At 68.6% G+C, this 21,400-nt stretch carries 21 protein-coding genes and 1 tRNA gene; 16 read left to right on the top strand and 6 right to left on the bottom strand.

Annotation, left to right across the window (positions count from 1 at the left end):
• Window positions 1-11 precede the first annotated feature (11 nt).
• From F3S47_RS16265 to F3S47_RS16235, 7 genes are all read left to right on the top strand, one after another.
• Complete coding sequence (locus F3S47_RS16265; RefSeq protein WP_150446358.1) at window positions 12-974, top strand: DMT family transporter; 963 nt, start codon at window positions 12-14, stop codon at window positions 972-974.
• 43 nt (window positions 975-1,017) lie between these two features.
• Window positions 1,018-1,094 (top strand) — tRNA-Pro (locus F3S47_RS16260).
• A gap of 101 nt (window positions 1,095-1,195) precedes the next feature.
• Window positions 1,196-2,029, top strand: coding sequence for a metalloregulator ArsR/SmtB family transcription factor (locus F3S47_RS16255; protein ID WP_150446357.1), 834 nt, complete (start codon window positions 1,196-1,198; stop codon window positions 2,027-2,029).
• Window positions 2,026-3,024 carry an ArsJ-associated glyceraldehyde-3-phosphate dehydrogenase gene (locus F3S47_RS16250; protein WP_150446356.1) on the top strand — a complete coding sequence of 333 codons (999 nt, stop codon included), beginning with the start codon at window positions 2,026-2,028 and terminating at the stop codon, window positions 3,022-3,024. Before F3S47_RS16255 ends, F3S47_RS16250 begins: the two co-directional genes overlap by 4 nt.
• Entirely contained in the window at window positions 3,021-4,286 is a 1,266-nt protein-coding gene (gene arsJ / locus F3S47_RS16245; protein WP_150446355.1) for an organoarsenical effux MFS transporter ArsJ, read from the top strand. The genes F3S47_RS16250 and arsJ overlap by 4 nt, the downstream gene beginning before the upstream one ends.
• Window positions 4,283-5,296: an ACR3 family arsenite efflux transporter gene (gene arsB / locus F3S47_RS16240; RefSeq protein ID WP_150446354.1), complete on the top strand. Its 1,014-nt coding sequence runs from the start codon at window positions 4,283-4,285 to the stop codon at window positions 5,294-5,296. The genes arsJ and arsB overlap by 4 nt, the downstream gene beginning before the upstream one ends.
• A 73-nt stretch (window positions 5,297-5,369) precedes the next feature.
• A complete protein-coding gene (locus F3S47_RS16235) occupies window positions 5,370-6,620 on the top strand; it encodes an MFS transporter (protein ID WP_150446353.1) in 1,251 nt (416 codons plus the stop codon).
• Window positions 6,621-6,623: 3 nt separating this feature from the next.
• Here F3S47_RS16235 and F3S47_RS16230 read toward each other — a convergent pair whose 3' ends face one another.
• Genes F3S47_RS16230 through F3S47_RS16220 form a run of 3 tightly spaced genes read right to left on the bottom strand, consistent with a single transcriptional unit; the run spans window position 6,624 to window position 10,235 of the window.
• A complete protein-coding gene (locus tag F3S47_RS16230) occupies window positions 6,624-7,688 on the bottom strand; it encodes a DUF1513 domain-containing protein (protein WP_150446352.1) in 1,065 nt (354 codons plus the stop codon).
• A gap of 1 nt (window position 7,689) precedes the next feature.
• Entirely contained in the window at window positions 7,690-8,682 is a 993-nt protein-coding gene (locus F3S47_RS16225; RefSeq protein ID WP_150446351.1) for an imelysin family protein, read from the bottom strand.
• A complete protein-coding gene (locus F3S47_RS16220; protein WP_150446350.1) occupies window positions 8,682-10,235 on the bottom strand; it encodes a di-heme oxidoreductase family protein in 1,554 nt (517 codons plus the stop codon). The genes F3S47_RS16225 and F3S47_RS16220 overlap by 1 nt, the downstream gene beginning before the upstream one ends.
• A gap of 103 nt (window positions 10,236-10,338) precedes the next feature.
• Between F3S47_RS16220 and F3S47_RS16215 the strand changes: the two genes are divergently transcribed.
• Both F3S47_RS16215 and F3S47_RS16210 read left to right on the top strand, forming a co-directional pair.
• On the top strand, window positions 10,339-10,758 hold the full coding sequence (locus F3S47_RS16215) for a hypothetical protein (RefSeq protein WP_150446349.1): 420 nt from the start codon (window positions 10,339-10,341) through the stop codon (window positions 10,756-10,758).
• A 65-nt stretch (window positions 10,759-10,823) separates the two neighbouring features.
• Window positions 10,824-11,297: a Dps family protein gene (locus F3S47_RS16210; protein ID WP_150446348.1), complete on the top strand. Its 474-nt coding sequence runs from the start codon at window positions 10,824-10,826 to the stop codon at window positions 11,295-11,297.
• Window positions 11,298-11,304: 7 nt separating this feature from the next.
• Here F3S47_RS16210 and F3S47_RS16205 read toward each other — a convergent pair whose 3' ends face one another.
• The 3 genes from F3S47_RS16205 to F3S47_RS16195 form a co-directional block, all read right to left on the bottom strand.
• Entirely contained in the window at window positions 11,305-11,559 is a 255-nt protein-coding gene (locus F3S47_RS16205; protein ID WP_150446347.1) for a DUF1289 domain-containing protein, read from the bottom strand.
• A gap of 75 nt (window positions 11,560-11,634) precedes the next feature.
• Window positions 11,635-12,897 (bottom strand): imelysin family protein, encoded by a 1,263-nt coding sequence (locus F3S47_RS16200; protein ID WP_150446346.1) that lies wholly within the window; start codon window positions 12,895-12,897, stop codon window positions 11,635-11,637.
• A gap of 22 nt (window positions 12,898-12,919) precedes the next feature.
• Window positions 12,920-13,363, bottom strand: a complete 444-nt coding sequence (locus F3S47_RS16195) for a hypothetical protein (RefSeq protein WP_150446345.1) — start codon at window positions 13,361-13,363, stop codon at window positions 12,920-12,922.
• Window positions 13,364-13,626: 263 nt separating this feature from the next.
• Here F3S47_RS16195 and F3S47_RS16190 point away from each other — a divergent pair, with 263 nt between their 5' ends.
• The 7 genes from F3S47_RS16190 (at window position 13,627) to F3S47_RS16160 (ending at window position 21,372) form a co-directional block, all read left to right on the top strand.
• Complete coding sequence (locus tag F3S47_RS16190; protein ID WP_150446344.1) at window positions 13,627-14,301, top strand: sugar transferase; 675 nt, start codon at window positions 13,627-13,629, stop codon at window positions 14,299-14,301.
• A 51-nt stretch (window positions 14,302-14,352) separates the two neighbouring features.
• Complete coding sequence (locus tag F3S47_RS16185) at window positions 14,353-15,249, top strand: LysR family transcriptional regulator (protein WP_150446343.1); 897 nt, start codon at window positions 14,353-14,355, stop codon at window positions 15,247-15,249.
• 87 nt (window positions 15,250-15,336) lie between these two features.
• Entirely contained in the window at window positions 15,337-15,804 is a 468-nt protein-coding gene (locus tag F3S47_RS16180; RefSeq protein ID WP_150446342.1) for a formate dehydrogenase subunit gamma, read from the top strand.
• Entirely contained in the window at window positions 15,801-17,327 is a 1,527-nt protein-coding gene (locus F3S47_RS16175) for a formate dehydrogenase beta subunit (RefSeq protein WP_150446341.1), read from the top strand. Before F3S47_RS16180 ends, F3S47_RS16175 begins: the two co-directional genes overlap by 4 nt.
• Before the next feature lie 112 nt (window positions 17,328-17,439).
• Entirely contained in the window at window positions 17,440-20,355 is a 2,916-nt protein-coding gene (gene fdhF / locus F3S47_RS16170; RefSeq protein WP_150446340.1) for a formate dehydrogenase subunit alpha, read from the top strand.
• A complete protein-coding gene (gene fdhD, locus F3S47_RS16165; RefSeq protein WP_150446339.1) occupies window positions 20,352-21,167 on the top strand; it encodes a formate dehydrogenase accessory sulfurtransferase FdhD in 816 nt (271 codons plus the stop codon). Before fdhF ends, fdhD begins: the two co-directional genes overlap by 4 nt.
• The gene (locus F3S47_RS16160; RefSeq protein WP_150446338.1) at window positions 21,157-21,372 is read left to right on the top strand and encodes a formate dehydrogenase subunit delta; all 216 of its coding nucleotides are present in this window, start codon (window positions 21,157-21,159) and stop codon (window positions 21,370-21,372) included. Before fdhD ends, F3S47_RS16160 begins: the two co-directional genes overlap by 11 nt.
• Window positions 21,373-21,400 lie beyond the last annotated feature (28 nt).

Here is a 21,400-nt window from a genome sequence, read left to right as displayed (position 1 = left end):
GGAGACGCGCGATGCATGGTAATCTGAAGGGCGCGCTGACCGCGCTCCTCGCCTTCGGCATCTTCGCCACGCACGACGTGCTGGTGAAGGTGCTCGGCGGCACCTACTCGCCCGTCCAGCTCGTGTTCTTCTCGGTCCTCCTCAGCTTCCCGCTGATGACCGTGATGCTGGTCGCCGACGCGAAGCCCGGCACGTTGCAGCCCGTCCACCCCTGGTGGGTGGCTCTGCGCACCGGGGCCGCCGTTATGACCGGCCTCTCCGCCTTCTACGCCTTCTCCGTCCTGCCGCTGGCGCAGGTCTACTCGATCCTCTTCGCCTCCCCCCTCATCATCACGGTGCTCGCCATCCCCGTCCTCGGGGAGCGGGTCCGCCTGCGCCGCTGGGCGGCGGTCATCGTCGGTCTCATCGGCGTCGTCGTGGTGCTGCGCCCGGGCTCGACCGCGCTCTCCCTGGGCCACCTGGCCGCGCTCCTCGCGGCATTCGGGAGCGCGACGGCCTCGATCGTCGTCCGCCGCATCGGGGCGGACGAGCGCCCGGTCGTTCTGCTGCTCTACCCAATGGTCGCAAACGTCGTCCTGATGGGGGCCGCGCTCTACTGGGTCTACGAGCCGATGCCGGTGGAGCATCTCGGCCTGCTCTTCCTGCTGTCCATGATGGGCTGGACCGCCGGCTGGCTGATCGTCTCGGCCTACAACGCCGGCGAGGCGGCGATCGTCGCCCCGATGCAATACTCGCAGATCCTCTGGGCCTCGGCCTACGGGCTGATCTTCTTCGACGAGAGCATCGACCTCTGGACCGGGATCGGCGCGGGAATCATCATCACGAGCGGTCTCTATATCGTCCTCCGCGAGAGCCGGACGGGCGCATCCGGAACCCGCCCCGTGCTCCGGACACGCTCTCGCCCGGAGACCTCAACGAGCTTCCGCATCGGCCCGGTCCTGCGCCTTCGCGGCAAGCATCCGGACGCAGATTGACGCTTGCAAATCCCCGCCCGCGAAGCTACGCGTCCGCCACGGTCGGAGTGTAGCTCAGCCTGGTAGAGCACTGTCTTCGGGAGGCAGGGGTCGTGAGTTCGAATCTCGCCACTCCGACCAAACTCACCAAAAATCCTATCGCTCGCCCCACGCGGTCGCACTGGTCGGTGCGAGCCAACCTTTCAGTTGCTTGGTTGTGATATTTCGACTATCCATGAAATATGGAATCGAAATACCTCGATCAGCTCGCCGCCTTGGCGCATCCACAACGACTCGCGCTGTTTCGGCTGCTCGTCAGGCGCTATCCGGACGAGCTTTCTGCCGGTGAGATCGCGGAGACGCTCGGCACCCGGCTCAGCACGCTCTCGACCTATCTCAACAGCCTCCGGCAAGCGGGCCTGATCCTGCAAGCCCGGGAGGGACGGTCCCTGCTCTACCGGGTCGACATGGGCCGGTCCGGCGCGCTGATGTCCTACCTGTTCGAGGATTGCTGCCGCGGCCGCCCCGAACTCTGCCCGACACCTTTCGCCGAACGGCGGGACGAGGCGAGACTGTCGCGCCCCTTCAACGTCCTCTTCGTCTGCACCGGTAATTCGGCCCGCTCGATCTTCGGCGAGGCGCTGCTCAGAGACATCGGCGGCGGGCGCTTCCGCGCGTATTCCGCCGGGACGGCGCCCTCCTCCAGTCTGAACCCCTTCGCCCTGCGGGTTCTGGAGGCGAACGGTCACGAGACGTCGACCCTGCGCGCCAAGGACGTCACCGAGTTCCGCGAGGGCACCGCGCCACGCATGGACTTCGTCTTCACCGTTTGCGACCGCGCGGCGAACGAGGACTGCCCGGCCTGGCCCGGACAGCCCGTCACCGCACACTGGGGGCTGCCGGACCCGGTGAAGGCGACCGGCACCGAGGCCGAGAAGCGGCTTGCCTTTCATGGGGCCTACAGCGCGCTTCGACAGCGCATCGAGCTCTTCACCGCCCTGAATATCGACACCCTCGACCGAATGGCGCTCCAGGCCGCGGTCGACGACCTCGCCGTCAGGAAGGACCCGGCATGACCACCTACGCGCTCAACGGCCTCGGCCGGATCGGCAAGCTCGCCCTGCGTCCGCTTCTGGAAAGCGGCGCGGAGATCGCCTGGATCAACGACGCTGTCGGTGACGCGGAGATCCACGCCCACCTGCTGGAATTCGACAGCGTCCACGGGCGGTGGACGGCGGAGTTCTCGTACGAGCCCGGCGCGGTGACGATCGACGGCACTCGCTTGCCGCTTCACTCGGAGCGGGACCCGTCCAGGCTGCCGCTCGATGGCGTGGACGTGGTGATCGACTGTACCGGTGCCTTCAAGAATGAGTCGGCGCTCGCCCCCTACTTCGCCGCCGGCGTCCGGAAAGTCGTGGTCAGCGCGCCGGTCAAGGACGGCCCCACGGCGAACATCGTCTACGGTGTCAACCAGGAGACCTACGACCCGGCCGCACACCATATCGTCACGGCCGCGAGTTGCACGACCAACTGCCTCGCCCCCGTGGTAAAGGTAATCCACGAGGGGCTGGGCATCCGTCACGGCTCGATCACCACGATCCACGATGTCACGAACACGCAGACGATCGTCGACCGGCCCGCCAAGGATCCGCGTCGCGCTCGCTCTGCGCTGAACTCCCTGATCCCGACGACGACCGGCTCGGCCACGGCGATTACGCTGATCTATCCCGAACTGAAGGGCCGGCTGAACGGCCACGCCGTGCGGGTGCCGCTGCTGAACGCCTCGCTCACCGACTGCGTCTTCGAGGTCGCGCGTGAGACGACGGCGGAAGAGGTGAACGCGCTGCTGAAGGAGGCCGCCGACGGCCCGCTCAAAGGCATCCTGGGTTACGAGACGCGGCCGCTCGTCTCGGCCGACTACGTCAACGACCGCCGCAGCTCCATCGTCGACGCGCTGTCCACCATGGTCATCGCGGGCACGCAGGTGAAGATCTACGCCTGGTACGACAACGAGATGGGCTACGCGCACCGGCTGGTCGATGTCGCCCGTATGGTCGGGCGAACACTATGAGCCGTCCCGAGGGGCTCTCCGCCTATATCGCCGTCACCGCCGCCTATTGGGCTTTCATGCTCACCGATGGCGCTCTGCGCATGCTGGTTCTGCTGCATTTCCACACGCTCGGCTTCTCGCCGGTGCAGCTGGCCTACCTCTTCGTGCTCTACGAGATCGCCGGGATCGTGACCAACCTCTGCGCCGGCTGGATCGCCGCGCGCTTCGGCCTGACCTCGACCCTCTACGCCGGGCTTTCGATCCAGGTTGTGGCCCTCCTCGCCCTCGCCGGGCTGAACCCGCAGTGGGCGCTCTGGGCTTCGGTCGCCTATGTCATGGCGGTGCAGGGAGCCTCCGGCGTGGCGAAGGACCTTTCCAAGATGAGCGCGAAGAGTGCGGTCAAGGTCCTCGCCCCGGCGCAGCGGGGCGGGCTCTTCCGCTGGGTGGCGGTGCTCACGGGATCCAAGAACGCGGTGAAGGGGCTGGGCTTCCTGCTCGGCGCGGCCCTGCTCGCCCTTGTGGGCTTCGTCCCTGCCGTCCTTGCGATGGCCGCGGTCCTGGCCGTGATCCTCCTCGCCGTCGTGCTCCGGATGCCCGGGGGCCTGCCGCAGGGCTGGAAAGGCGCGAAGTTCGCCGAGGTCTTCTCCAAGGACCGCAACATCAACTGGCTCTCGGCGGCACGGGTCTTTCTCTTCGGCGCGCGGGATGTCTGGTTCGTCGTCGGTATCCCGATCTACTTCTACGCGGTCCTGTCGGACGGGTCGGAGGCCGGCGACCGCGCGGCCTTCTTCATGATCGGCAGCTTCATGGCGGTCTGGACCATCCTCTACGGCGGCGTTCAGGCCTCGGCGCCGCGCCTGCTGCACGCCGCCGACCGGCCGGAAGCCGAACTCGTCGAAGAGGCCCGGCGGTGGGCCGGCCTTCTCTTCGCCGTTCCGGCGGCCCTGGCCGTGCTGGTCTGGGTGGCAGGCGACCCGGCGCCCTGGCTCACGGTATCGCTTGTCGCGGGCCTGCTGGTCTTCGGAGCGATCTTCGCGGTGAACTCGTCGCTCCACTCCTACCTGATCCTCGCCTTCTCGAAGTCCGAGCGGGTCACGATGGACGTGGGCTTCTACTACATGGCCAATGCGACCGGGCGGCTGCTCGGTACGTTGCTGTCGGGCCTCACCTACCAGCTGGGCGGACTGCCTCTCTGCCTCGGAACGGCCGCGATTCTCGTCGGGCTCAGCTGGCTGGGCGCGGGCAAGCTCGACGCGCACACACCATCGAGAGCCCCGGCATGAGTACCTTCGAACGCTACCTCAGCCTCTGGATCGCCCTCGCGATGGTCGGGGGGATCGCGCTCGGCACCCTCGTCCCGGGCGTGGTGGAGGCCATTGCCGCCGCGGAGGTCGCCTCGATCAACCTCGTCGTCGCCGTGCTGATCTGGGCGATGGTCTATCCGATGATGGTGGGCGTGGACTTCGGTGCGGTGGCGGGGATCGCCAGGCAACCGAGGGGCCTGCTCATCACGCTGGCGGTCAACTGGCTCATCAAGCCCTTCACCATGGCCGCCCTCGCGGTGCTCTTCTTCGACCATGTCTTCGCGAGCTTCATCTCCCCGGAGGACGCCGCACAGTACACCGCCGGCCTGATCCTGCTGGGGGCCGCGCCCTGCACCGCCATGGTCTTCATCTGGTCCCAACTCACCAGGGGCGACGCGACCTACACGCTCGTGCAGGTCTCGGTGAACGACCTGATCATGGTCGTGGCCTTCGCACCCATCGTCGCTCTCCTGCTCGGGGTCACCGATATCGTGGTCCCCTGGCAGACGCTGGTCCTGGCAACGGTGCTCTACGTCGCCCTGCCCCTCCTCGCCGGTCTGCTGACCCGTCGACGACTGGGCGGACCGGAGTCCGTCGCCCGCTTCGCTGCCAGGGCCAAGCCCTGGTCCGTCCTCGGCCTGGTCCTGACGGTTCTCATCCTCTTCGGCCTTCAGGGCGAAGTCATTCTCGAGCGGCCTGCGGTCATCGCGCTCATCGCGGTTCCGATCCTGATACAGAGCTACGGCATCTTCGCCCTGGCCTACGGCGCGGCCTACGCGCTCAAGGTCCCTCACCGCATCGCGGCCCCCTGCGCCCTGATCGGCACATCGAACTTCTTCGAGCTCGCGGTCGCGGTCGCCATCAGCCTCTTCGGGCTGAACTCCGGCGCCGCACTTGCGACCGTCGTCGGAGTGCTGGTCGAGGTCCCGGTGATGCTCTCGCTCGTCGCGCTCGCCAACCGCACACGCCCGCGTTTCGCACCCGGCTGACGCCTCTCAACCCATTGGCAACCGGCCCGGACCCTGCTTAGGGTCCGCCCCGGAAAAGGAAGGCCTGAGGCCAATGGTAAGAAGTCTGCTGCCGCTCGGGGCCCTGCTCCTCGGCTCCGCGTTTCTGCTCTTCGCAGGCGGGGTCAACGGGCTGATCCTGCCCGTCCGGGGCGAGATCGAGGGCTTCAGCGCGAGCGCGCTCGGTCTGCTCGGGACGGGCTGGGCGCTGGGGTACGTGGCGGGCTGCCTGCTCACGCCACGCCTCGTCGCGCGAGTGGGCCACATCCGCTCGTTCGGCGCGATGTGCGCCATCGCCTCCATCGCCGTCCTGCTGTCTCTTCTGATGCTCACCCCGTGGGTCTGGATTCCCCTGCGCGGCATCTCGGGCTTCTGCTTCGCCGGCGCCGCGATGATCGTTGAGAGCTGGCTGAACGAGCGCGCGGACCGGAACTCCCGGGGGCGGATCTTCGGCGTCTACACGATGGTCAATCTCGCGGCGACCACGGCCGGGCAACTGGCCCTCACACTGGGCGACCCCTCGGGCTTCTTCTTCTTCGTGCTGGCGGCACTGGTCTACAGCATGGCCCTGCTTCCCACTGCGCTCTCGGCCACGACGACGCCGACCGCGCTGGCGAGCGTGTCGCTGGACCTGCCGGCGCTCTGGCGCAACTCGCCCATCGCCGTCTTCGCCGTCCTCATGACCGGGCTCTCCAACGGGTCATTCGGAGCCCTCTCCGCCGTCTATGCCGCCCGCGTCGGCCTCACCCTGCGGGAGGTCGCCTTTTTCGCCAGCGTTCCAATCCTCGCCGGCGCCCTCGCGCAGATCCCGGTGGGCGAGCTTTCAGACAGGTTCGACCGGCGGAAGGTCCTGATCGGGATCGCCGCCCTGGCGCTGGTCGCCGATGGTATCTTCGTCCTCGTTTCGCCCAGCGGCACCTGGGCGAACCTCGCCACCGCCGGAATCTTCGGTGCGGCGGTCTTCTCGATGTATCCACTGATCGTGGCGCATGCGAACGACCACGCCTCGCCCGGCACGTACTTCCAGGTCAGCGGCGGTCTGCTGCTTGTCTTCGGGATCGGCTCGATCATCGGCCCCACCGTCGCCGGCTTCGCGATGACGGCCTACGGCTTCACCAGCCTGTTCTGGGTGACCGCGGGCGGGCACGTCCTGCTCATCATCTTCGCGGTGCTCCGGCTGCGGGCCCGGCCCGGCGTCGCGCAGGAGGACAAGACGGCGTTCAAGGTCCAGCCCATCGTTCGAACCTCGACGCCCGAGACCCTGGTCCTGGCCGAAGGCGAAGAGGGCACCGCCGAGCCGACGTGAGGCTCAGATCCGGACGACGTGGTTGTCCCAGTTCCGCGCCTCGGCAAGCCGCAGCGGCCGGAGCGCGTCGCCCTCGATGCGGTGCAACCCGCCCAGGCCGTCCGTCGCGAAGAGCCGGCCGCGCTGCGCGGCGACACCGCAGACGTCCGCACGCCGGACCGACGCGCGGAACGACCCATCTCGCCCGAACAGATGCACCCGCCCCCCTCGGGGCGAAGTGATCGCGACACGGTCGGCCGTCATCGCGATGCTCCCTGCGTAGCCGTCCATCGCCATCTGTTCGGCAAGATCGGTCGCGCAAAGGACCGGAGCCCCGCCCCGGCGATGTAGCCCCACCAGCGGCGCGGGATCGGGCAGCGGCCCCTGCCATTGCATGGCGAATCCGACCTGGCCATCGTGCTCGGCGAGGTGGCGGATCGAGTTGCGATGCAGGCCGGGGTCCAGCTCGACGACCTCCTCCACCCCGCCCGAGACACTGACGTAGGCCAGGTTCGGGCGCATGGTGTCGATGTTGAGCTTCTCCCGTCCCCGGTCGGGATGCGTCCGGATGCCGCCGTTCGCCACGGCCAGGATGTCGCCGGGCAGGGTCAGCATGTCGTGAGGGCCCGTGCCGCCGCTCTCGATCTCGCCCATGCGTCGGTAGCCGTCGTCCCGGGACCAGAGGCCGATCTTCCCTTCGCCGGTCTCGTAGGCGTTCTCGGCGGTGCAGAGGATTGCCCCGTCGGCCAGGAAGGCGCCGTGACCGTAGAAGTGCCGCCCCTCCGGCGCTTCGAGCCGGCGGATCAGGCTGCCCGAGGCGCAGTCGATGACCAGCGCGAACGTTCCGGGTCGGCGGGCGAAGGCCACGGCCTCCGGTGCGTGCGGATGCGCGCAGGCGGCGTGTCCGCGGTCGGGAAGGGAGACGCGGAAGAGGTCGGCACCCTGCTCCGTGAGCCCGAACAAGGCGAAGGAGCCGTCGGCCTCCCGGGCGGCGGCGAGGAAGGCCGGAGCCCCCGCATCGGCCCAGGAGAGTTGCGGCACGGTCGCCGCGGCGGCGAGGCTGGCGAGGAATCCCCGGCGTGTCGGCATTTCAGTCTCCATCCGTCGCGTTGAAGCCCTCGGTAACCCCGAGCTCCGCGCCGATTTCGCCGGCGACGGCGTCGGAGACGGCCTCGACGCGCTGCTGCAGGATTTCCACGCGTAGCCGGCTTGCAGGCTCCTCGACCCCTGCGAAGGTCGGGTCTTCGAGGGACCGCGCCTCCTCCAGTGCCGCCTCGAAGGCCTCCTCGGTTCGGGGGATCGGGGCGTCCGTCAGCGCCTCGGCCAGTTCGCCCAGCGCCTCCAGCGAGAGGATCACGTTGCGCAGCGATCGTTCCGACCGCCAGGCCTCGGCCCTGCGCGGGCGGGGGCGATCGAAGGTGCCGAGCGGACGCCCGAGCCGCTGTTGGGCAGTGAAGGCGAGTCCCGTCTGCAGGGCCGTGTAGAGCGCCTGCTCCGCCTCCGCCCGGCTGAGGTAGGTGGCGTTCCCGGCCTCCCCGGCGGTGAGCAGCGCGGGCCCGGCAGTCTCCTGCCACTCGTTGGCGAGGTCGTCCGCCATCCGGGCAAGATCGGTGGCGATGGCGGTGACCAGCGCGCAGGTATAGCTCCCCGCCTCGTAGCCCGCGAAACCCTCGTCGTAGATCAGGTATTCGAGCGCGTAGAGCCCGCGCCCGGCGACCGAGACCTCGGCGAAGCTCTCGCTGTCCCCGGCCGCCGGGTCCTCGTCGGCGACGAGCCGGGCGAGGGTCGAGGGGATCATGCCGCGTGTATCGGGCCAGAAGGCGATGGCGAGCCCGCGGCCGTCCTCCTCGACCGGACCGAACCCGAGATGCGAGACCCCCATCCAGGCGTCGAAGGCCTCGTGGAAGGCGGGCCGGGCGCCCTCGGCGGTGCAGTCAGACGAGGCGGCCCCGGCGAGGTCGGCGGCCTCTGAGGCGAAGCGCTCGAAGCCGGGGAGGATATGTCCCTCGACCGCCTCCTCTACTCCGGCCACGGCCGGACATGCGATCAGGGCGAGACAGGCGGCGAGCGGAAGGCGGGTCATCAGAGGCTCTCCAGGTAGCGGATCAGGGCGGCGCGGTCCTCGGGCGACAGGTCGACGACGCGGTCGCGTGCCGCTTGCGCCTCTCCCCCGTGCCAGAGGACGGCCTCGAGCAGCGACCGCGCCCGGCCATCGTGGAGGTAGGTGCTGTGCCCGTTGACCTGCGGTGTCAGACCGATCCCCCAGAGCGGCGGCGTCCGCCATTCCTGCCCGTCGGCCCGGCCCTCGGGCCGGTTGTCGGCCAGCCCCTCGCCCATGTCGTGCAACAGGAGGTCCGTGTGCGGCCAGATCAGCTGGAAACTTTGCTCCGGCTGGTCGGCCAACCGGTGGGTCACGTGCTTCGGCGTGTGACAGGAGGTGCAGCCGGTCTCGTAGAAGACTTCCTTGCCCCGCAGGACCTCGGGAGCGTCCATGTCGCGGCGCGCGGGAACCGCGAGATTGCGGCTGTAGAAGGTGACAAGGTCGAGCGCCTCCGCATCGATCTCGAACTCGCGCTCGTCGCCGTCCCCGTGCGGCGCCGCACGGCAGTCGGGCTGGCCGGCGGTACAGTCGCCCCAAGGCGCCGTGAAGATCGGGTTCGAGATGCCGATGTCTCCCGTGAAGGCCGAGGCGCTCTGCTCGCGGATCGTCGGAGAGCCGGCTTTCCAGCCGAACCGGCCCAGCATCGGGCGTTCGTGCTCCTGCGACCAGACGATCTGCGCACGGCCCGAGATACCATCCCCGTCGGCGTCGTCCGGATCGGCGGCAGCGAGGATGTCGGCAGCCGGGATCGCCTCCAGCAGGCCGAGCCCGATCATCTGCGGCGCCACGCGGGGCGAGATCATCGCGTCCTCGGCGAGTGGGCCGTAGCCGAGGTCCTCGGCCCGCCACTCCGGCGTCCTGAGCGAGGCGGTCTCGCCGCCTGCCAGCGGCACCTCGGTTTCGGTCCAGCTCACCCCGAGCCGGTACTCGGCGGGATGGCCCTGAACCGCGAAGTCCTGCAGCTGACCGCCGTAGATCGGATCGGGCCGCGTGCGGGCGGTCTCCTCGTTACGCACCGAAAGCAGGAAGGCCTCGATCTCCGACATCGGAGCCTCCGGCGGCGCCGGAATCGAAACCCGTAGGAACATCGAGGTGGCGTCGTCGTCTGGACCGTTCGGCGGGTGGCCCCGGCCGTCCTTCAGGTGACACCGCTGGCAACTGCGCGCGTTGTAGAGCGGGCCGAGCCCGTCCGACGCGAGGGTTGAGGCGGGCGAGGAAACCCAGAGCTTCCGGAACAGCCCGTTGCCCACCTTGAAGTCGAGCTCGCGCTCGAAGCTGATGTTGCCCGAGGCCTGCGAGAAGGCGTCGGCATCGGACCTAGCCCTGACGGTCGCGCCGCCGCCCGGGTTTGCCTCGAAGGGTTCGGGCTCGGAAAAATCTCCGGTCAGGGCGGTGACGACAGCGATTCTCTCCGCCTCTTCCTCAGTTCGCGGCACGACGTCGAGAAACGGCGAGGACAGATCGTCGCCCGGCCCGGCATGGCCGACGACCGCCGCGAGGCCGAGGGTTGCGACAAGAAGTACCTGCAGCCGCATATGGAAGGTCTTTCGCTGATCCGTTTTCCTGAGTAATATCGTCGGCAATTAGGGGAGTCGATCCCTCCCGCTCTGGCAGGAGAAGGCTGACAGGATGACGGCAATGGCCCTTGCTGGCGAACAAGTACCCGAAACCGATGGCATTTCGGCGCTGACACCCGGGGACCGCGACCTTCTGGGCCGGCTCCGCATGACCGGGATGCGCTGCCGTGCCGCAGCGCGAAGCGATCTATTTGACACCTGCGCGGCCCTCGGCTCCGACCGCGAGGCCGGTTCGGCGGCCTTCGCCGAGGCGCTCATGCGGTCTCTCGACCAGGTTCCGGGTCGCCGCTGGGTTCTCTACCGCCCCGGCAGCCGGGACGTGAGCTTTGACGAGCGCTGGCTTCTCGCCCTGATCGACGCGCTCCGGCGGGGCGACGAGGACAGCGCGACCTTCCTGATCCGCCGCCGCATTGCCCATGCCGACCGCCGGCCGCTCGGATTTCTCGCGGCGGGGCTCGCGAGGACACTTGAAGCAGCTTAGAATTATTCTAAACTAGAGGAAGCCGCGGGACGGGATCGTCCCCGACAGAACGGAAAGGAACGACCATGCCTGAGACTGCGATTTCCCTCAGCCCCTCCGCCCGCGAAGCCATCGCAGAGGCGCTCAACCAGTCCGTCGCGGAGACGGCCGTCACGACGATGCTCGCGCAGAACTTCCACTGGAACGTGACCGGCATGGCCTTCGGCCCGCTTCACGCGCTCTTCCAGGAAATCTACGAGGATCACTTCCAGGGACAGGACGACCTCGCCGAGCGCATCCGCGCGCTCGACGCCCACGCCGAAGGCATGCTGGCCGGGATGCTCAAGCGGTCCAAAGTCGAAGAGGCCGACGGCACCCAGTCCGACAAGGAGATGATCGAGCGCCTGATGAAGGCCGAAGAGCAGCTCGCCTCCACCCTCTCGGGCCTCGAGCACATCGCCTCGGAAGCCGGCGACACGCTGACCGAGGACCTGGCGATCGAGCGCGGCCGCACCCACGAGAAGTTCGCCTGGATGCTGCGCGCCCACCTGCAGGGCTGAGCGAGGCCTACGCCGCGAAGGGGGGCTTCACGCCCTTCTTCGCGCACTTCTTCAGATAGGCTTCGGTCCAGTGGGTATACTTGCCCATGTCGGATTGCTGGTGCCGCAGCATCACCACGAAAGCCTCCTGATGTTCCGGCTTCTTCAGCGCCTTGAACATCTTCTTCTGCGGCTTCGTCATCGAACACCCGATGCAATGACCCTCGCGGCGGAACTTGCACACGTCGATGCAGGGGCTCGGCACCTTCTTCTTTTTGGCCATCGGGGTCTCCGGGTCTCGTTTAACGTCAACGGGCGGCCCACAGGGGCCGCCCGCCAAACCTAATATCCGTCGGCGTTACTGGAAGACCGCGTCGGGATCGTCGAGGCTGTCGGAGCCCTCGAATCCGATCTGGTCGACGTCCAGCGCGGCCACGGCCCGCTCGATCGACCGCGTCTGGCTGACCAGCGCGTCGACGGCATCCATGATGAGGGCCTCGCCGCCGTCGTTGCCCCGCGCCAACATCTGGTCGTAGGCGTAGCCCGCCTCGGCCGCCGCCTTGAGCTGGCCGAGCTCCGCCATCGTCGCATTGAGATCGGCCGTGAGGGCGGCATCGACCTCCGGATCCGCCGCGGCGACGAGATCGGAGACGGACGGGCCCGAGGTGACGGTGCCGTCGATTCCCACGTACTCGCCCACGTAGACGTTCCGGATGCCCAGACCGTCGTAGAAGTGGCTGTTGTGGGTGTTGTCGGAGAAGCAGTCGTGCTCTTCCTCGGGGTCGTTGAGCATGACGCCGAGCTTCATGCGCTCACCCGCCTGCTCACCGTAGGAGAGCGACCCCATGCCGGTGAGAATGGCGCGCAGACCGGCCGCCTCGTCTTCGGTCACCGCAGCGCGGGCCTCGCCTTCGGGGGCCCACTGCGCGGCCATCCACTCGAGGTCCGACACCAGCAGGTCCGTCGCCGCCTGCAGGTAATCCGCCCTCCGGTCGCAGTTGCCGTTGGTGCAGTCCTCGCCCTGGGCATAGTCGGTCCAGGGACGCTCGCCCGCTCCGGGATCGGTGCCGTTCAGGTCCTGCCCCCAGAGCAGGAACTCGATAGCGTGGTAGCCGGTCGCCACGTTGGCTTCGACCTCGTCGGCCTCGTGCAGGGTCTCTTCCAGCAACTCGGGCGTGATCTCGGAGGCGTCGATCTCTTCGCCGGAGAGCGTGAAGGTCTCGTTGGCGACGACGTTCAGGCCCGCATACTGGTTCTCGTCGGTCGGTCCGCCGTAGGAGGCATCGACGTAGTCGATCAGGCCCTCGTCGAGCGGCCAGGCGTTCACCTTGCCCTCCCAGTCGTCGACGATCGGGTTCCCGAAGCGGAAGACCTCCGTCTGCTGATAGGGCACCCGCGCCTCGATCCAGGCAGTCCTTGCGGCCTGCAGGGTCTCGGCGGAGGGCTCCGCGATCAGCGCCTCGACGGCGCTCTGCAATTCCTGCGCGAGCGTGAGGCTGTCGCCGTAGGCGGCCTCGCCGATATCGGCATAGGTCTGCAGAACCGCGGATTTCTCCTGGGCGATGGCAGGCGCGGCAAAGGCGGTCGCGAGGGCGAGGCCCGCGGTCAGCGTTCGGGTCATGAAGGTCCTTTCGTCAGACGGGTCAGTGATAGAGCGCCCCGGCCGGCATGGCCGCGGGCCTCCGCAGGTCGAGAGAGACCGACTGCGCGAGCGACAGCGCCATGGGCACGACGTCGGCCCGCATCAGCAGGCAGCCGATGAGCATCGCGTCCTCGCGCTCGCCCGCGCCGGCGACCGAGCAGAAGAGCGCGAAGGCGGCCTCGTCGGCCCCGGCGCAGCGGCAGTCGCGCGCATGGCGCAGAAGCGGCCGGCGGGAATGCTGGAGGGTGAGGGTCATGAGATCATCGAAACGCGCGAGGGCCAGGTCAGCTCTCCGCGCGCCGAGACGGTCGGCGAAGCCCGCCGCAAGGGAGTCGCGTTCGCCGTCGCCGGCGCACCAGAGACGCAGGGACCGTATCCAGAACGCCTGATCCTCGGGCATCGCGTCCAGGTGTCCGACGGGCGCAGCACCAAAGGATTGGGTCATAACAGTCATCTGCGAAGGTCCGGTCGGGAAAGGCTTGCGACGAGCTTCTGCGGGAATCCCTGACCGAAAGCCTCGGACAAGTCAATCCTTACTTTTTTTGTCGCCCATTTTGCAGGACCGCTGGCCGGGTCCGGACCGCCGTCCCCGAAAAGGCCTCTGGCGCCAAGTCACGGTTAACCGAGCGTTAGGAGCCGCCGCGCCCAATCGTCGTCGATTGCCGGCGCGCGACATGGCCCTCCGGCGCTGCCGAAGGTGCCCAGAAGATGAAGCTCGAGCCGTTCGCCCATGGCCTCGCCACACCCGTCCATGCCGCCCACCGTCCCAACGCGTATCGTCTCGGCGGGAAGCGGTTGCTGGATCTTTCGCTCTGCCTCGCTGCCCTCATGGTGCTCGCTCCGGTGATGGCGTTGATCTGGGCGGCGTTGAAACGGGGCGGCGGCCCGGCCCTCTTCCGGCAGAGGCGCGTCGGAGCGGGCGGCCGGGTTTTCGACTGTCTGAAATTCCGCTCGATGGTGCCGGACGCGGAAGCCGCTCTCTGCGTCCTGCGCGACCAGGACCCTGCCATCGATCGCGAATGGAGGCTCAACCAGAAGCTCTTGAACGACCCCCGCATTACCCCCTTGGGCAACCTTCTTCGGCGGACCAGTCTGGACGAGCTCCCGCAGCTCTGGAACGTCCTGCGCGGCGAAATGAGCCTCGTCGGTCCCCGCCCCTTCACCGTCGAGCAGACGGAACTCTACCGGCAGGCCGGAGGAGCGGCCTACTTCTTGATGCGGCCGGGGCTCAGCGGCGAGTGGCAGGTAAGCGGGCGCGGTCGGACCTCCTTCGCGGATCGGGTCGGCTATGACGATCTCTACTGGCAGCGGCTCTCCCTTGCTCACGACCTCCGCCTGCTTGCAGCAACCCTGCCGGCGGTCCTGCGCGCGAAGGGACAGTGACCCGCTCCACCGGACTTGCGCAGGAGAGCCGCTCGGCGTCTTCTCGGGGCCATGATCGGCAAGCTCGAAATGCTCATCGCCCTCGCGCAGGAGCGCCATTTCGGCCGCGCCGCCGAGAGCCTCGGCCTGACCCAGCCGACGCTCTCGACCGGCATCCGGCAGCTGGAGGATCAGCTCGGTGTCAAACTGGTCCAGCGCGGATCCCGCTTCGGAGGACTGACGCCGGAAGGACAGCGCGCCCTGGTCTGGGCCCGTCAGATTGTCGGCGACACGCGCCGCCTGCGCGACGAGATGCGCTACAGCCGCGAGGGTCTCTCCGGTCACCTCCGGCTCGCCGTCATCCCGACCGCCCTGACCTGGGCCTCCCGCCTCGCCCACGGCTTTGCGCTGAGACATCCGAACGTCGATTTCACCATCATCTCGCGGACATCCGCCGAAATCCTGGAATTGCTGGAGAATCTCGAGATCGACGCGGGCATCTCCTACCTCGACAACGAACCCCTGGGACGGGTCACCACCGAGCTGCTCTACCGCGAGACATACTCGCTCTTCTGTCGGCCGGATCACCCGCTCGCCGACCGGGACGCGGTGGACTGGGCCGACCTCGACGGCATCGACCTCTGCCTTCTGACGCCGGACATGCAGAATCGCCGTATCATCAACCGGCGCTTCATGGAGGAGGGGCTCAGCCCCCGGGCCGCCATGGTCTCGAATTCCACGGTGGTGCTCGTGAACCACGTGATGCTGGGGGGATGGGCGACCATCCTGCCGACCGGCCATGCGGACTTCCTGGCGACGGGGCACGAACTCCGGACCATCCCCATCCAGCAGAGCGACGCGGGGCACGCCGTCGGTCTCGTCGCGGCATATCAGGAGCCGCATACGCCGGTGCTTGGGTCGCTTCTGGACGCGGCGGCGGAGCTCGCTTCGGGGCAGGGTGAACGATAGAATCCGCCTATCGTTTGACGGATCAACGATATTGATTTCGAATGCACCCTGCGGCAGGCAGCAGGCGTATCCGCTCCGGAGCCAGACATGCCCCAATCCCCCCCGGTCGACGACCTTCGTGCGCTGATCGCGCCCTACCTCGACATGGAGGGGCCGCTCCTTCCGATCCTGCACGCGGTCCAGGCGGAGTACGGACATATCCCCGCGCCCGCGATCCCGGTCATCGCCGAGACGCTGAACCTGACCCGCGCCGAGGTGCATGGGGTGGTCAGCTTCTACCACGACTTCCGCGATGCGCCGGCCGGGCGCCATGTCCTGAAAATCTGCCGCGCCGAGGCCTGCCAGGCCGTGGGTGGCTCTGCCCTGTCGCAGCGCGCGCTCGACCGGCTCGGCGTCGACTGGCACGGCACGACGGCCGACGGATCGATCACGGTGGAGCCTGTCTACTGCCTGGGCCTCTGCGCCTGCGGACCGGCCGTCATGGTCGACGAGCGGGTCCACGGGCGGGTCGACGACACCCGGCTGGACGCGATCCTGCAGGAGGTGCGGGCATGAAGATATTCCTCTCCCGCGACAGCGCCTCGAAGGCGCTGGGCTCCGAAGAGGTGGCCGAAGCCATCAAGGCCGAGGCGAAGGCCCGGGGCATCACGGTCGAGCTCGTTCGCACCGGGTCGCGCGGGATGATCTGGCTGGAGCCCTTGGTGGAGATCGACACGCCGGAGGGTCGCCTCGCCTGGGGTCCCATGACTCCGGATGCCGTCCACCGCCTCTTCGACCTCCCCGAGGACGATCCGCTCGCCCTCGGCCCGACCGAAGACCTCGACTGGATGCGCCGGCAGACGCGCCTGACCTTCGCCCGCTGCGGCGTGATCGATCCGCTCGATCTGGCGGCCTACGAGGCGCACGGGGGGCTCGCGGGCTTGCGCCGGGCACTCGAAATGTCGGGAGAGGCGATCATCGACGAGATGAAGCTCTCCGGCCTTCGCGGCCGCGGCGGCGCGGGTTTCCCGACCGGGATCAAGTGGGACACCGTCCGCCTGGCCCGGTCCGACCGGAAGTACATCGTCTGCAACGCCGACGAGGGCGACAGCGGCACCTTCGCCGACCGGATGATCATGGAAGGAGACCCCTTCTCCCTGATCGAGGGCATGGCGATCGCCGGTATCGGGACGGGGGCGAACAAGGGCTTCGTCTACCTGCGCTCGGAGTACCCGGACGCCATCGAGGTCATGCGGGAGGCCGTGGAGATCGCGCGCGCCGCCGGTGTGCTCGGACCCGACGTGCTCGGTTCGGGGCTGGCCTTCGACATGGAGATCCGCGTCGGCGCAGGCGCCTATGTCTGCGGCGAGGAGACCTCGCTGCTCAACTCGCTCGAAGGCAAGCGCGGCGTGGTGCGCGCCAAGCCACCGCTGCCAGCGCTCGAGGGATTCCTCGGCAAGCCCACAGTGGTCAACAACGTCATCTCGCTGGCCACCGTGCCGGTGATCTTCGAGAAGGGCGCCGAGCACTTCGCAAACTTCGGCCTGGGCCGCTCCAGGGGCACGATCCCGATCCAGATCGCCGGCAACGTCGCGCGCGGCGGCCTCTTCGAGACCGCCTTCGGCATGCCACTGGGAGAACTCGTGGAGGACATCGCCGGCGGCACCGCTTCCGGCCGGCCGGTGAAGGCGGTGCAGGTCGGCGGCCCGCTGGGCGCCTACATGAGCCGCGACGAGTTCGACACGCCCTTCGGCTACGAGGAGTTCGACGGCCAGGGCGGGCTGATCGGCCACGCCGGGATCGTCGTCTTCGACGAGACGGCGGACATGCTGGGCATGGCGCGCTTCGCCATGGAGTTCTGCGCGGTGGAGAGCTGCGGCAAGTGCACCCCCTGCCGGATCGGCGCGGTGCGCGGGGTCGAGACCATCGACCGCATCGCCGCCGGAGACCCGGCCGCCGCGCCGCTGCTGACCGACCTCTGCGAGACGATGACCAGCGGTTCGCTCTGCGCCCTGGGCGGCTTCACCCCCTACCCTGTCATGTCGGCGCTGCAGAAATTCCCCGAGGATTTCGCGGGCCGCCGGGAGGCAGCGGAATGACGCCCGCGCTTCGAGGCAAAGGGTCTTCGAAGGCCCTTCCCCACGCGGTTTCGAAACCGCGTTTCCAAGGCGCTTCGAAGCGCCTTCACCGCCACTCGACCGGAGCCCCCGCATGAAGGACTTCATCATCCCCGACGACCGCGACATGGGCACCCCGGCCAGGACCGGCGCCCCGGTCACGCTGACGATCGACGGCTTCGAGGTGACGGTGCCCGGGGGAACCTCCGTCATGCGCGCCGCGGCCGAGGCGGGCCTCTCCGTCCCCAAGCTCTGCGCGACCGATAGCGTCGAGGCCTTCGGCTCCTGCCGGCTCTGCGTCGTCGAGATCGAGGGGCGGCGCGGGACGCCCGCCTCCTGCACGACCCCCGTGACCGAGGGGATGAAGGTCCATACCCAGTCCGACAAGGTCCAGAAGATCCGGCGCGGCGTAATGGAGCTCTACATCTCCGACCACCCGCTCGACTGCCTGACCTGCGCCGCGAACGGCGACTGCGAGTTGCAGGACGCGGCGGGCGAGGTCGGCCTGCGCGACGTGCGCTACACGCCGGGCGAAAACCACTACGACCCGACGACGGGCCACTACCGCTCCCAGTCCGACGCGCGCTGGCGCGGTCCGGAGGAGGCGAACCCGCGCTACATCCCCAAGGACGACAGCAACCCATATTTCTCCTACGACCCGTCGAAATGCATCGTCTGCTCGCGCTGCGTCCGCGCCTGCGAGGAGGTGCAGGGCACCTTCGCCCTGACGATCGAGGGACGCGGCTTCGAAAGCCGCGTCTCCGCCGGGATGGCGGGCGACGATTTCCTCTCGTCGGACTGCGTCTCCTGCGGCGCCTGCGTGCAGGCCTGCCCGACCGCGACCCTGCAGGAAAAGTCCGTGGCCGAGATGGGCACGCCCAACCGCTCTGTCGTGACGACCTGCGCCTATTGCGGGGTCGGCTGCTCCTTCAAGGCCGAGCTCAACGGCGACCGCCTGGTCCGGATGGAGCCCTATAAGCACGGCAAGGCCAACCGCGGGCACAGCTGCGTCAAGGGCCGCTTCGCCTACGGCTACGCCAGCCACAAGGACCGGATCCTCAACCCGATGATCCGGGAGACGATCAACGAGCCCTGGCGCGAGGTCAGCTGGGAGGAGGCGCTGGAGTTCACCGCGACGCGCCTCAAGGGCATCCAGCAGAAATACGGGCAGAAGTCGCTCGGCGTCATCACCTCGAGCCGCTGCACGAACGAGGAGACCTACCTCGTCCAGAAGCTCGCCCGCGCCGTCTTCCGCAACAACAACACCGACACCTGCGCCCGGGTCTGCCATTCCCCCACCGGCTACGGCCTCGGCCAGACCTTCGGCACCTCGGCCGGCACCCAGGACTTCGACAGCGTCGAGCACAGCGACGTCGTCATCGTCATGGGCGCCAACCCCACCGACGGGCATCCGGTCTTCGCCTCGCGGCTCAAGAAGCGCCTGCGCCAGGGCGCGAAGCTCATCGTCATCGATCCGCGCCGGATCGATCTGGTCCGCTCGGCCCATGTCGAGGCGGCGCACCACCTGCCGCTGCGGCCCGGCACCAACGTGGCGGTCATCACCGCCATGGCCCATGTGATCGTGACGGAGGGCCTCTTCGACGAGGCCTTCATCCGCGAGCGCTGCGACTGGGACGAGTTCCAGGACTACGCCGCCTTCGTCAGCGACGAACGGCACGCCCCCGAGACCAACGAGATGCTCACCGGCGTCCCCGCCACCGAGCTGCGCGAAGCGGCCCGGCTCTTCGCGAAGGGCGGCAACGGGGCGATCTACTACGGCCTCGGCGTGACCGAGCACTCCCAGGGCTCGACGACGGTCATGGGCATCGCCAACCTCGCCATGCTCACCGGCAACATCGGCCGGCCCGGCGTGGGCGTGAACCCGCTGCGCGGCCAGAACAACGTGCAGGGCTCCTGCGACATGGGCTCCTTCCCGCACGAGCTGCCGGGCTACCGCCACGTGAAGAATCCCGAGGTCCGCGAGATCTTCGAGCGGGTCTGGGGTGTGGAGATCGACCCCGAGCCGGGCCTGCGCATCCCCAACATGCTCGACGCCGCCGTCGACGGCAGCTTCAAGGGGCTCTACTGCCAGGGCGAGGACATCCTGCAGTCCGACCCGGACACCAAGCACGTCTCGGCCGGTCTCGCCGCCATGGAATGCGTGATCGTCCACGACCTCTTCCTGAACGAGACGGCGAACTACGCCCACGTCTTCCTGCCCGGCTCCACATTCCTCGAGAAGGACGGCACCTTCACCAACGCCGAGCGCCGGATCAACCGCGTGCGCGAGGTGATGAAGCCCCGCAACGGCTACGCCGACTGGGAGGTCACGCAGCTTCTGGCCAACGCCATGGGGGCCGGCTGGACCTACACGCACCCCTCTCAGATCATGGAGGAGATCGCCGCGACGACGCCCTCCTTCGCCGGGGTCAGCTACGAGGTGCTCGAAGAGCAGGGGTCAGTCCAGTGGCCATGCAACGAGGCCCATCCCGAGGGCACGCCGCTGATGCACGTCGACGGCTTCATGCGTGGCAAGGGACGCTTCATCGTCACCGAGTATGTCGCCACCGACGAGCGCACCGGCCCGCGCTTCCCGCTCCTGCTCACCACGGGCCGGATCCTCAGCCAGTACAACGTGGGTGCCCAGACCCGGCGCACGCAAAACACCGTCTGGCACCAGGAGGACGTGCTGGAGATCCACCCCCACGACGCCGAGAACCGCGGTCTGAAGGACGGCGACTGGGTCAAGCTCGCGAGCCGCACCGGGGAGACCGCCCTGCGCGCCAAGGTCACGGACCGGGTGAGCCCCGGCGTGGTCTACACGACCTTCCACCACCCCGGCACGCAGGCCAACGTCATCACCACCGACTATTCCGACTGGGCGACGAACTGCCCCGAGTACAAGGTGACCGCGGTCCAGGTCTCGGCCTCGAACGGGCCCTCCGACTGGCAGGAAGAGTACCAGGAGATGGCCGAGCGCTCGCGCCGCATCCTTCCGGCGGCGGAATGAGCTGGACGCCGGTCAGAACGGCCCGGGGCACCTCGATCCAGCCGGACGGGGCGCGCGAGATCAGCCGCAGCCTGCCGGAAGAGGCGCCCGTGGCGATGGTCTACGACGGCTCGACCCAGGCCGTGATGATGGCGACGCCTCAGGACATCGAGGATTTCGCCACCGGCTTCACCCTGACGGAGGGGTTCGCGAACCTGGCCGAGATCGGCGAGATCGAGGTGGCGATGCACGACGAGGGCATCGAGGCCCGCATGTGGCTCCCCGAAGCCCGCCGCGCCGCCCTGGCCGAGCGGCGCCGCTACATGGCGGGACCCGTGGGCTGCGGCCTCTGCGGCATCGACTCGCTCTCCGAGGCCACCCGCGCCCTGCCCGAGGTTCCCGAAGGGGCCCGGTTCGCGGCCGGCGATCTCGCCCGGTCGACCGATGACCTGCGCGGGCACCAGCCGCTCCAGGACCGGACGCGCGCCGTCCACGCCGCGGGCTTCCTCCGGCCCGGCGAGGGCATCGTGCTCGCCCGCGAGGACGTCGGCCGTCACAATGCCCTCGACAAGCTGATCGGCGCGCTCGCGCGTGCCGGCATCGACCCGGCCGGGGGCGCCATAGTCCTCACGTCCCGCGTCTCGACCGAGATGGTGCAGAAGACCGTCATGGCCGGCTGCCCCGTACTCGTCGCGGTCTCCGCCCCCACCGCCCATGCCCTGCGGCTGGCCGAGGGCGCGGGCCTCACCCTGGCCGCCTTCGCCCGCGGAGGCGGGGTCGACCTCTACGCCCATCCGCATCGAGTCCGTACCGGAGAGTCCCATGTCGCCTGACAAGATGGTCCGCATGGCCAACCAGATCGCCACCTTCTTCGAGAGCCAGCCGGGCGACGACGGCCCCGAGAAGGTCGCGGCGCATATCAACGACTTCTGGGAGCCGCGGATGCGGCGCCAGCTCTTCGACCATGTCGCCGAGGGCGGCGAGGGGCTGCGTCCGATGGTCCTCGACGCGATGCGCCATATCCGCGAACCGGCCTGAGCGCTCCGCACTGGACGCCGCCGCGCAC

This window comes from Histidinibacterium aquaticum, from assembly GCF_008710275.1.
GTDB lineage: Bacteria > Pseudomonadota > Alphaproteobacteria > Rhodobacterales > Rhodobacteraceae > Oceanicola > Oceanicola aquaticus.
This window is presented reverse-complemented; position numbering and strand designations above follow the sequence as displayed.

Coding starts and splice junctions, on each gene's coding strand:
- F3S47_RS16265 (WP_150446358.1), top strand. CDS start 12: ATGCATGGTAATCTGAAGGGCGCGCTGACCGCGCTCCTCGCCTTCGGC.
- F3S47_RS16255 (WP_150446357.1), top strand. CDS start 1,196: ATGGAATCGAAATACCTCGATCAGCTCGCCGCCTTGGCGCATCCACAA.
- F3S47_RS16250 (WP_150446356.1), top strand. CDS start 2,026: ATGACCACCTACGCGCTCAACGGCCTCGGCCGGATCGGCAAGCTCGCC.
- arsJ (WP_150446355.1), top strand. CDS start 3,021: ATGAGCCGTCCCGAGGGGCTCTCCGCCTATATCGCCGTCACCGCCGCC.
- arsB (WP_150446354.1), top strand. CDS start 4,283: ATGAGTACCTTCGAACGCTACCTCAGCCTCTGGATCGCCCTCGCGATG.
- F3S47_RS16235 (WP_150446353.1), top strand. CDS start 5,370: ATGGTAAGAAGTCTGCTGCCGCTCGGGGCCCTGCTCCTCGGCTCCGCG.
- F3S47_RS16230 (WP_150446352.1), bottom strand. CDS start 7,688: ATGCCGACACGCCGGGGATTCCTCGCCAGCCTCGCCGCCGCGGCGACC.
- F3S47_RS16225 (WP_150446351.1), bottom strand. CDS start 8,682: ATGACCCGCCTTCCGCTCGCCGCCTGTCTCGCCCTGATCGCATGTCCG.
- F3S47_RS16220 (WP_150446350.1), bottom strand. CDS start 10,235: ATGCGGCTGCAGGTACTTCTTGTCGCAACCCTCGGCCTCGCGGCGGTC.
- F3S47_RS16215 (WP_150446349.1), top strand. CDS start 10,339: ATGGCCCTTGCTGGCGAACAAGTACCCGAAACCGATGGCATTTCGGCG.
- F3S47_RS16210 (WP_150446348.1), top strand. CDS start 10,824: ATGCCTGAGACTGCGATTTCCCTCAGCCCCTCCGCCCGCGAAGCCATC.
- F3S47_RS16205 (WP_150446347.1), bottom strand. CDS start 11,559: ATGGCCAAAAAGAAGAAGGTGCCGAGCCCCTGCATCGACGTGTGCAAG.
- F3S47_RS16200 (WP_150446346.1), bottom strand. CDS start 12,897: ATGACCCGAACGCTGACCGCGGGCCTCGCCCTCGCGACCGCCTTTGCC.
- F3S47_RS16195 (WP_150446345.1), bottom strand. CDS start 13,363: ATGACCCAATCCTTTGGTGCTGCGCCCGTCGGACACCTGGACGCGATG.
- F3S47_RS16190 (WP_150446344.1), top strand. CDS start 13,627: ATGAAGCTCGAGCCGTTCGCCCATGGCCTCGCCACACCCGTCCATGCC.
- F3S47_RS16185 (WP_150446343.1), top strand. CDS start 14,353: ATGATCGGCAAGCTCGAAATGCTCATCGCCCTCGCGCAGGAGCGCCAT.
- F3S47_RS16180 (WP_150446342.1), top strand. CDS start 15,337: ATGCCCCAATCCCCCCCGGTCGACGACCTTCGTGCGCTGATCGCGCCC.
- F3S47_RS16175 (WP_150446341.1), top strand. CDS start 15,801: ATGAAGATATTCCTCTCCCGCGACAGCGCCTCGAAGGCGCTGGGCTCC.
- fdhF (WP_150446340.1), top strand. CDS start 17,440: ATGAAGGACTTCATCATCCCCGACGACCGCGACATGGGCACCCCGGCC.
- fdhD (WP_150446339.1), top strand. CDS start 20,352: ATGAGCTGGACGCCGGTCAGAACGGCCCGGGGCACCTCGATCCAGCCG.
- F3S47_RS16160 (WP_150446338.1), top strand. CDS start 21,157: ATGTCGCCTGACAAGATGGTCCGCATGGCCAACCAGATCGCCACCTTC.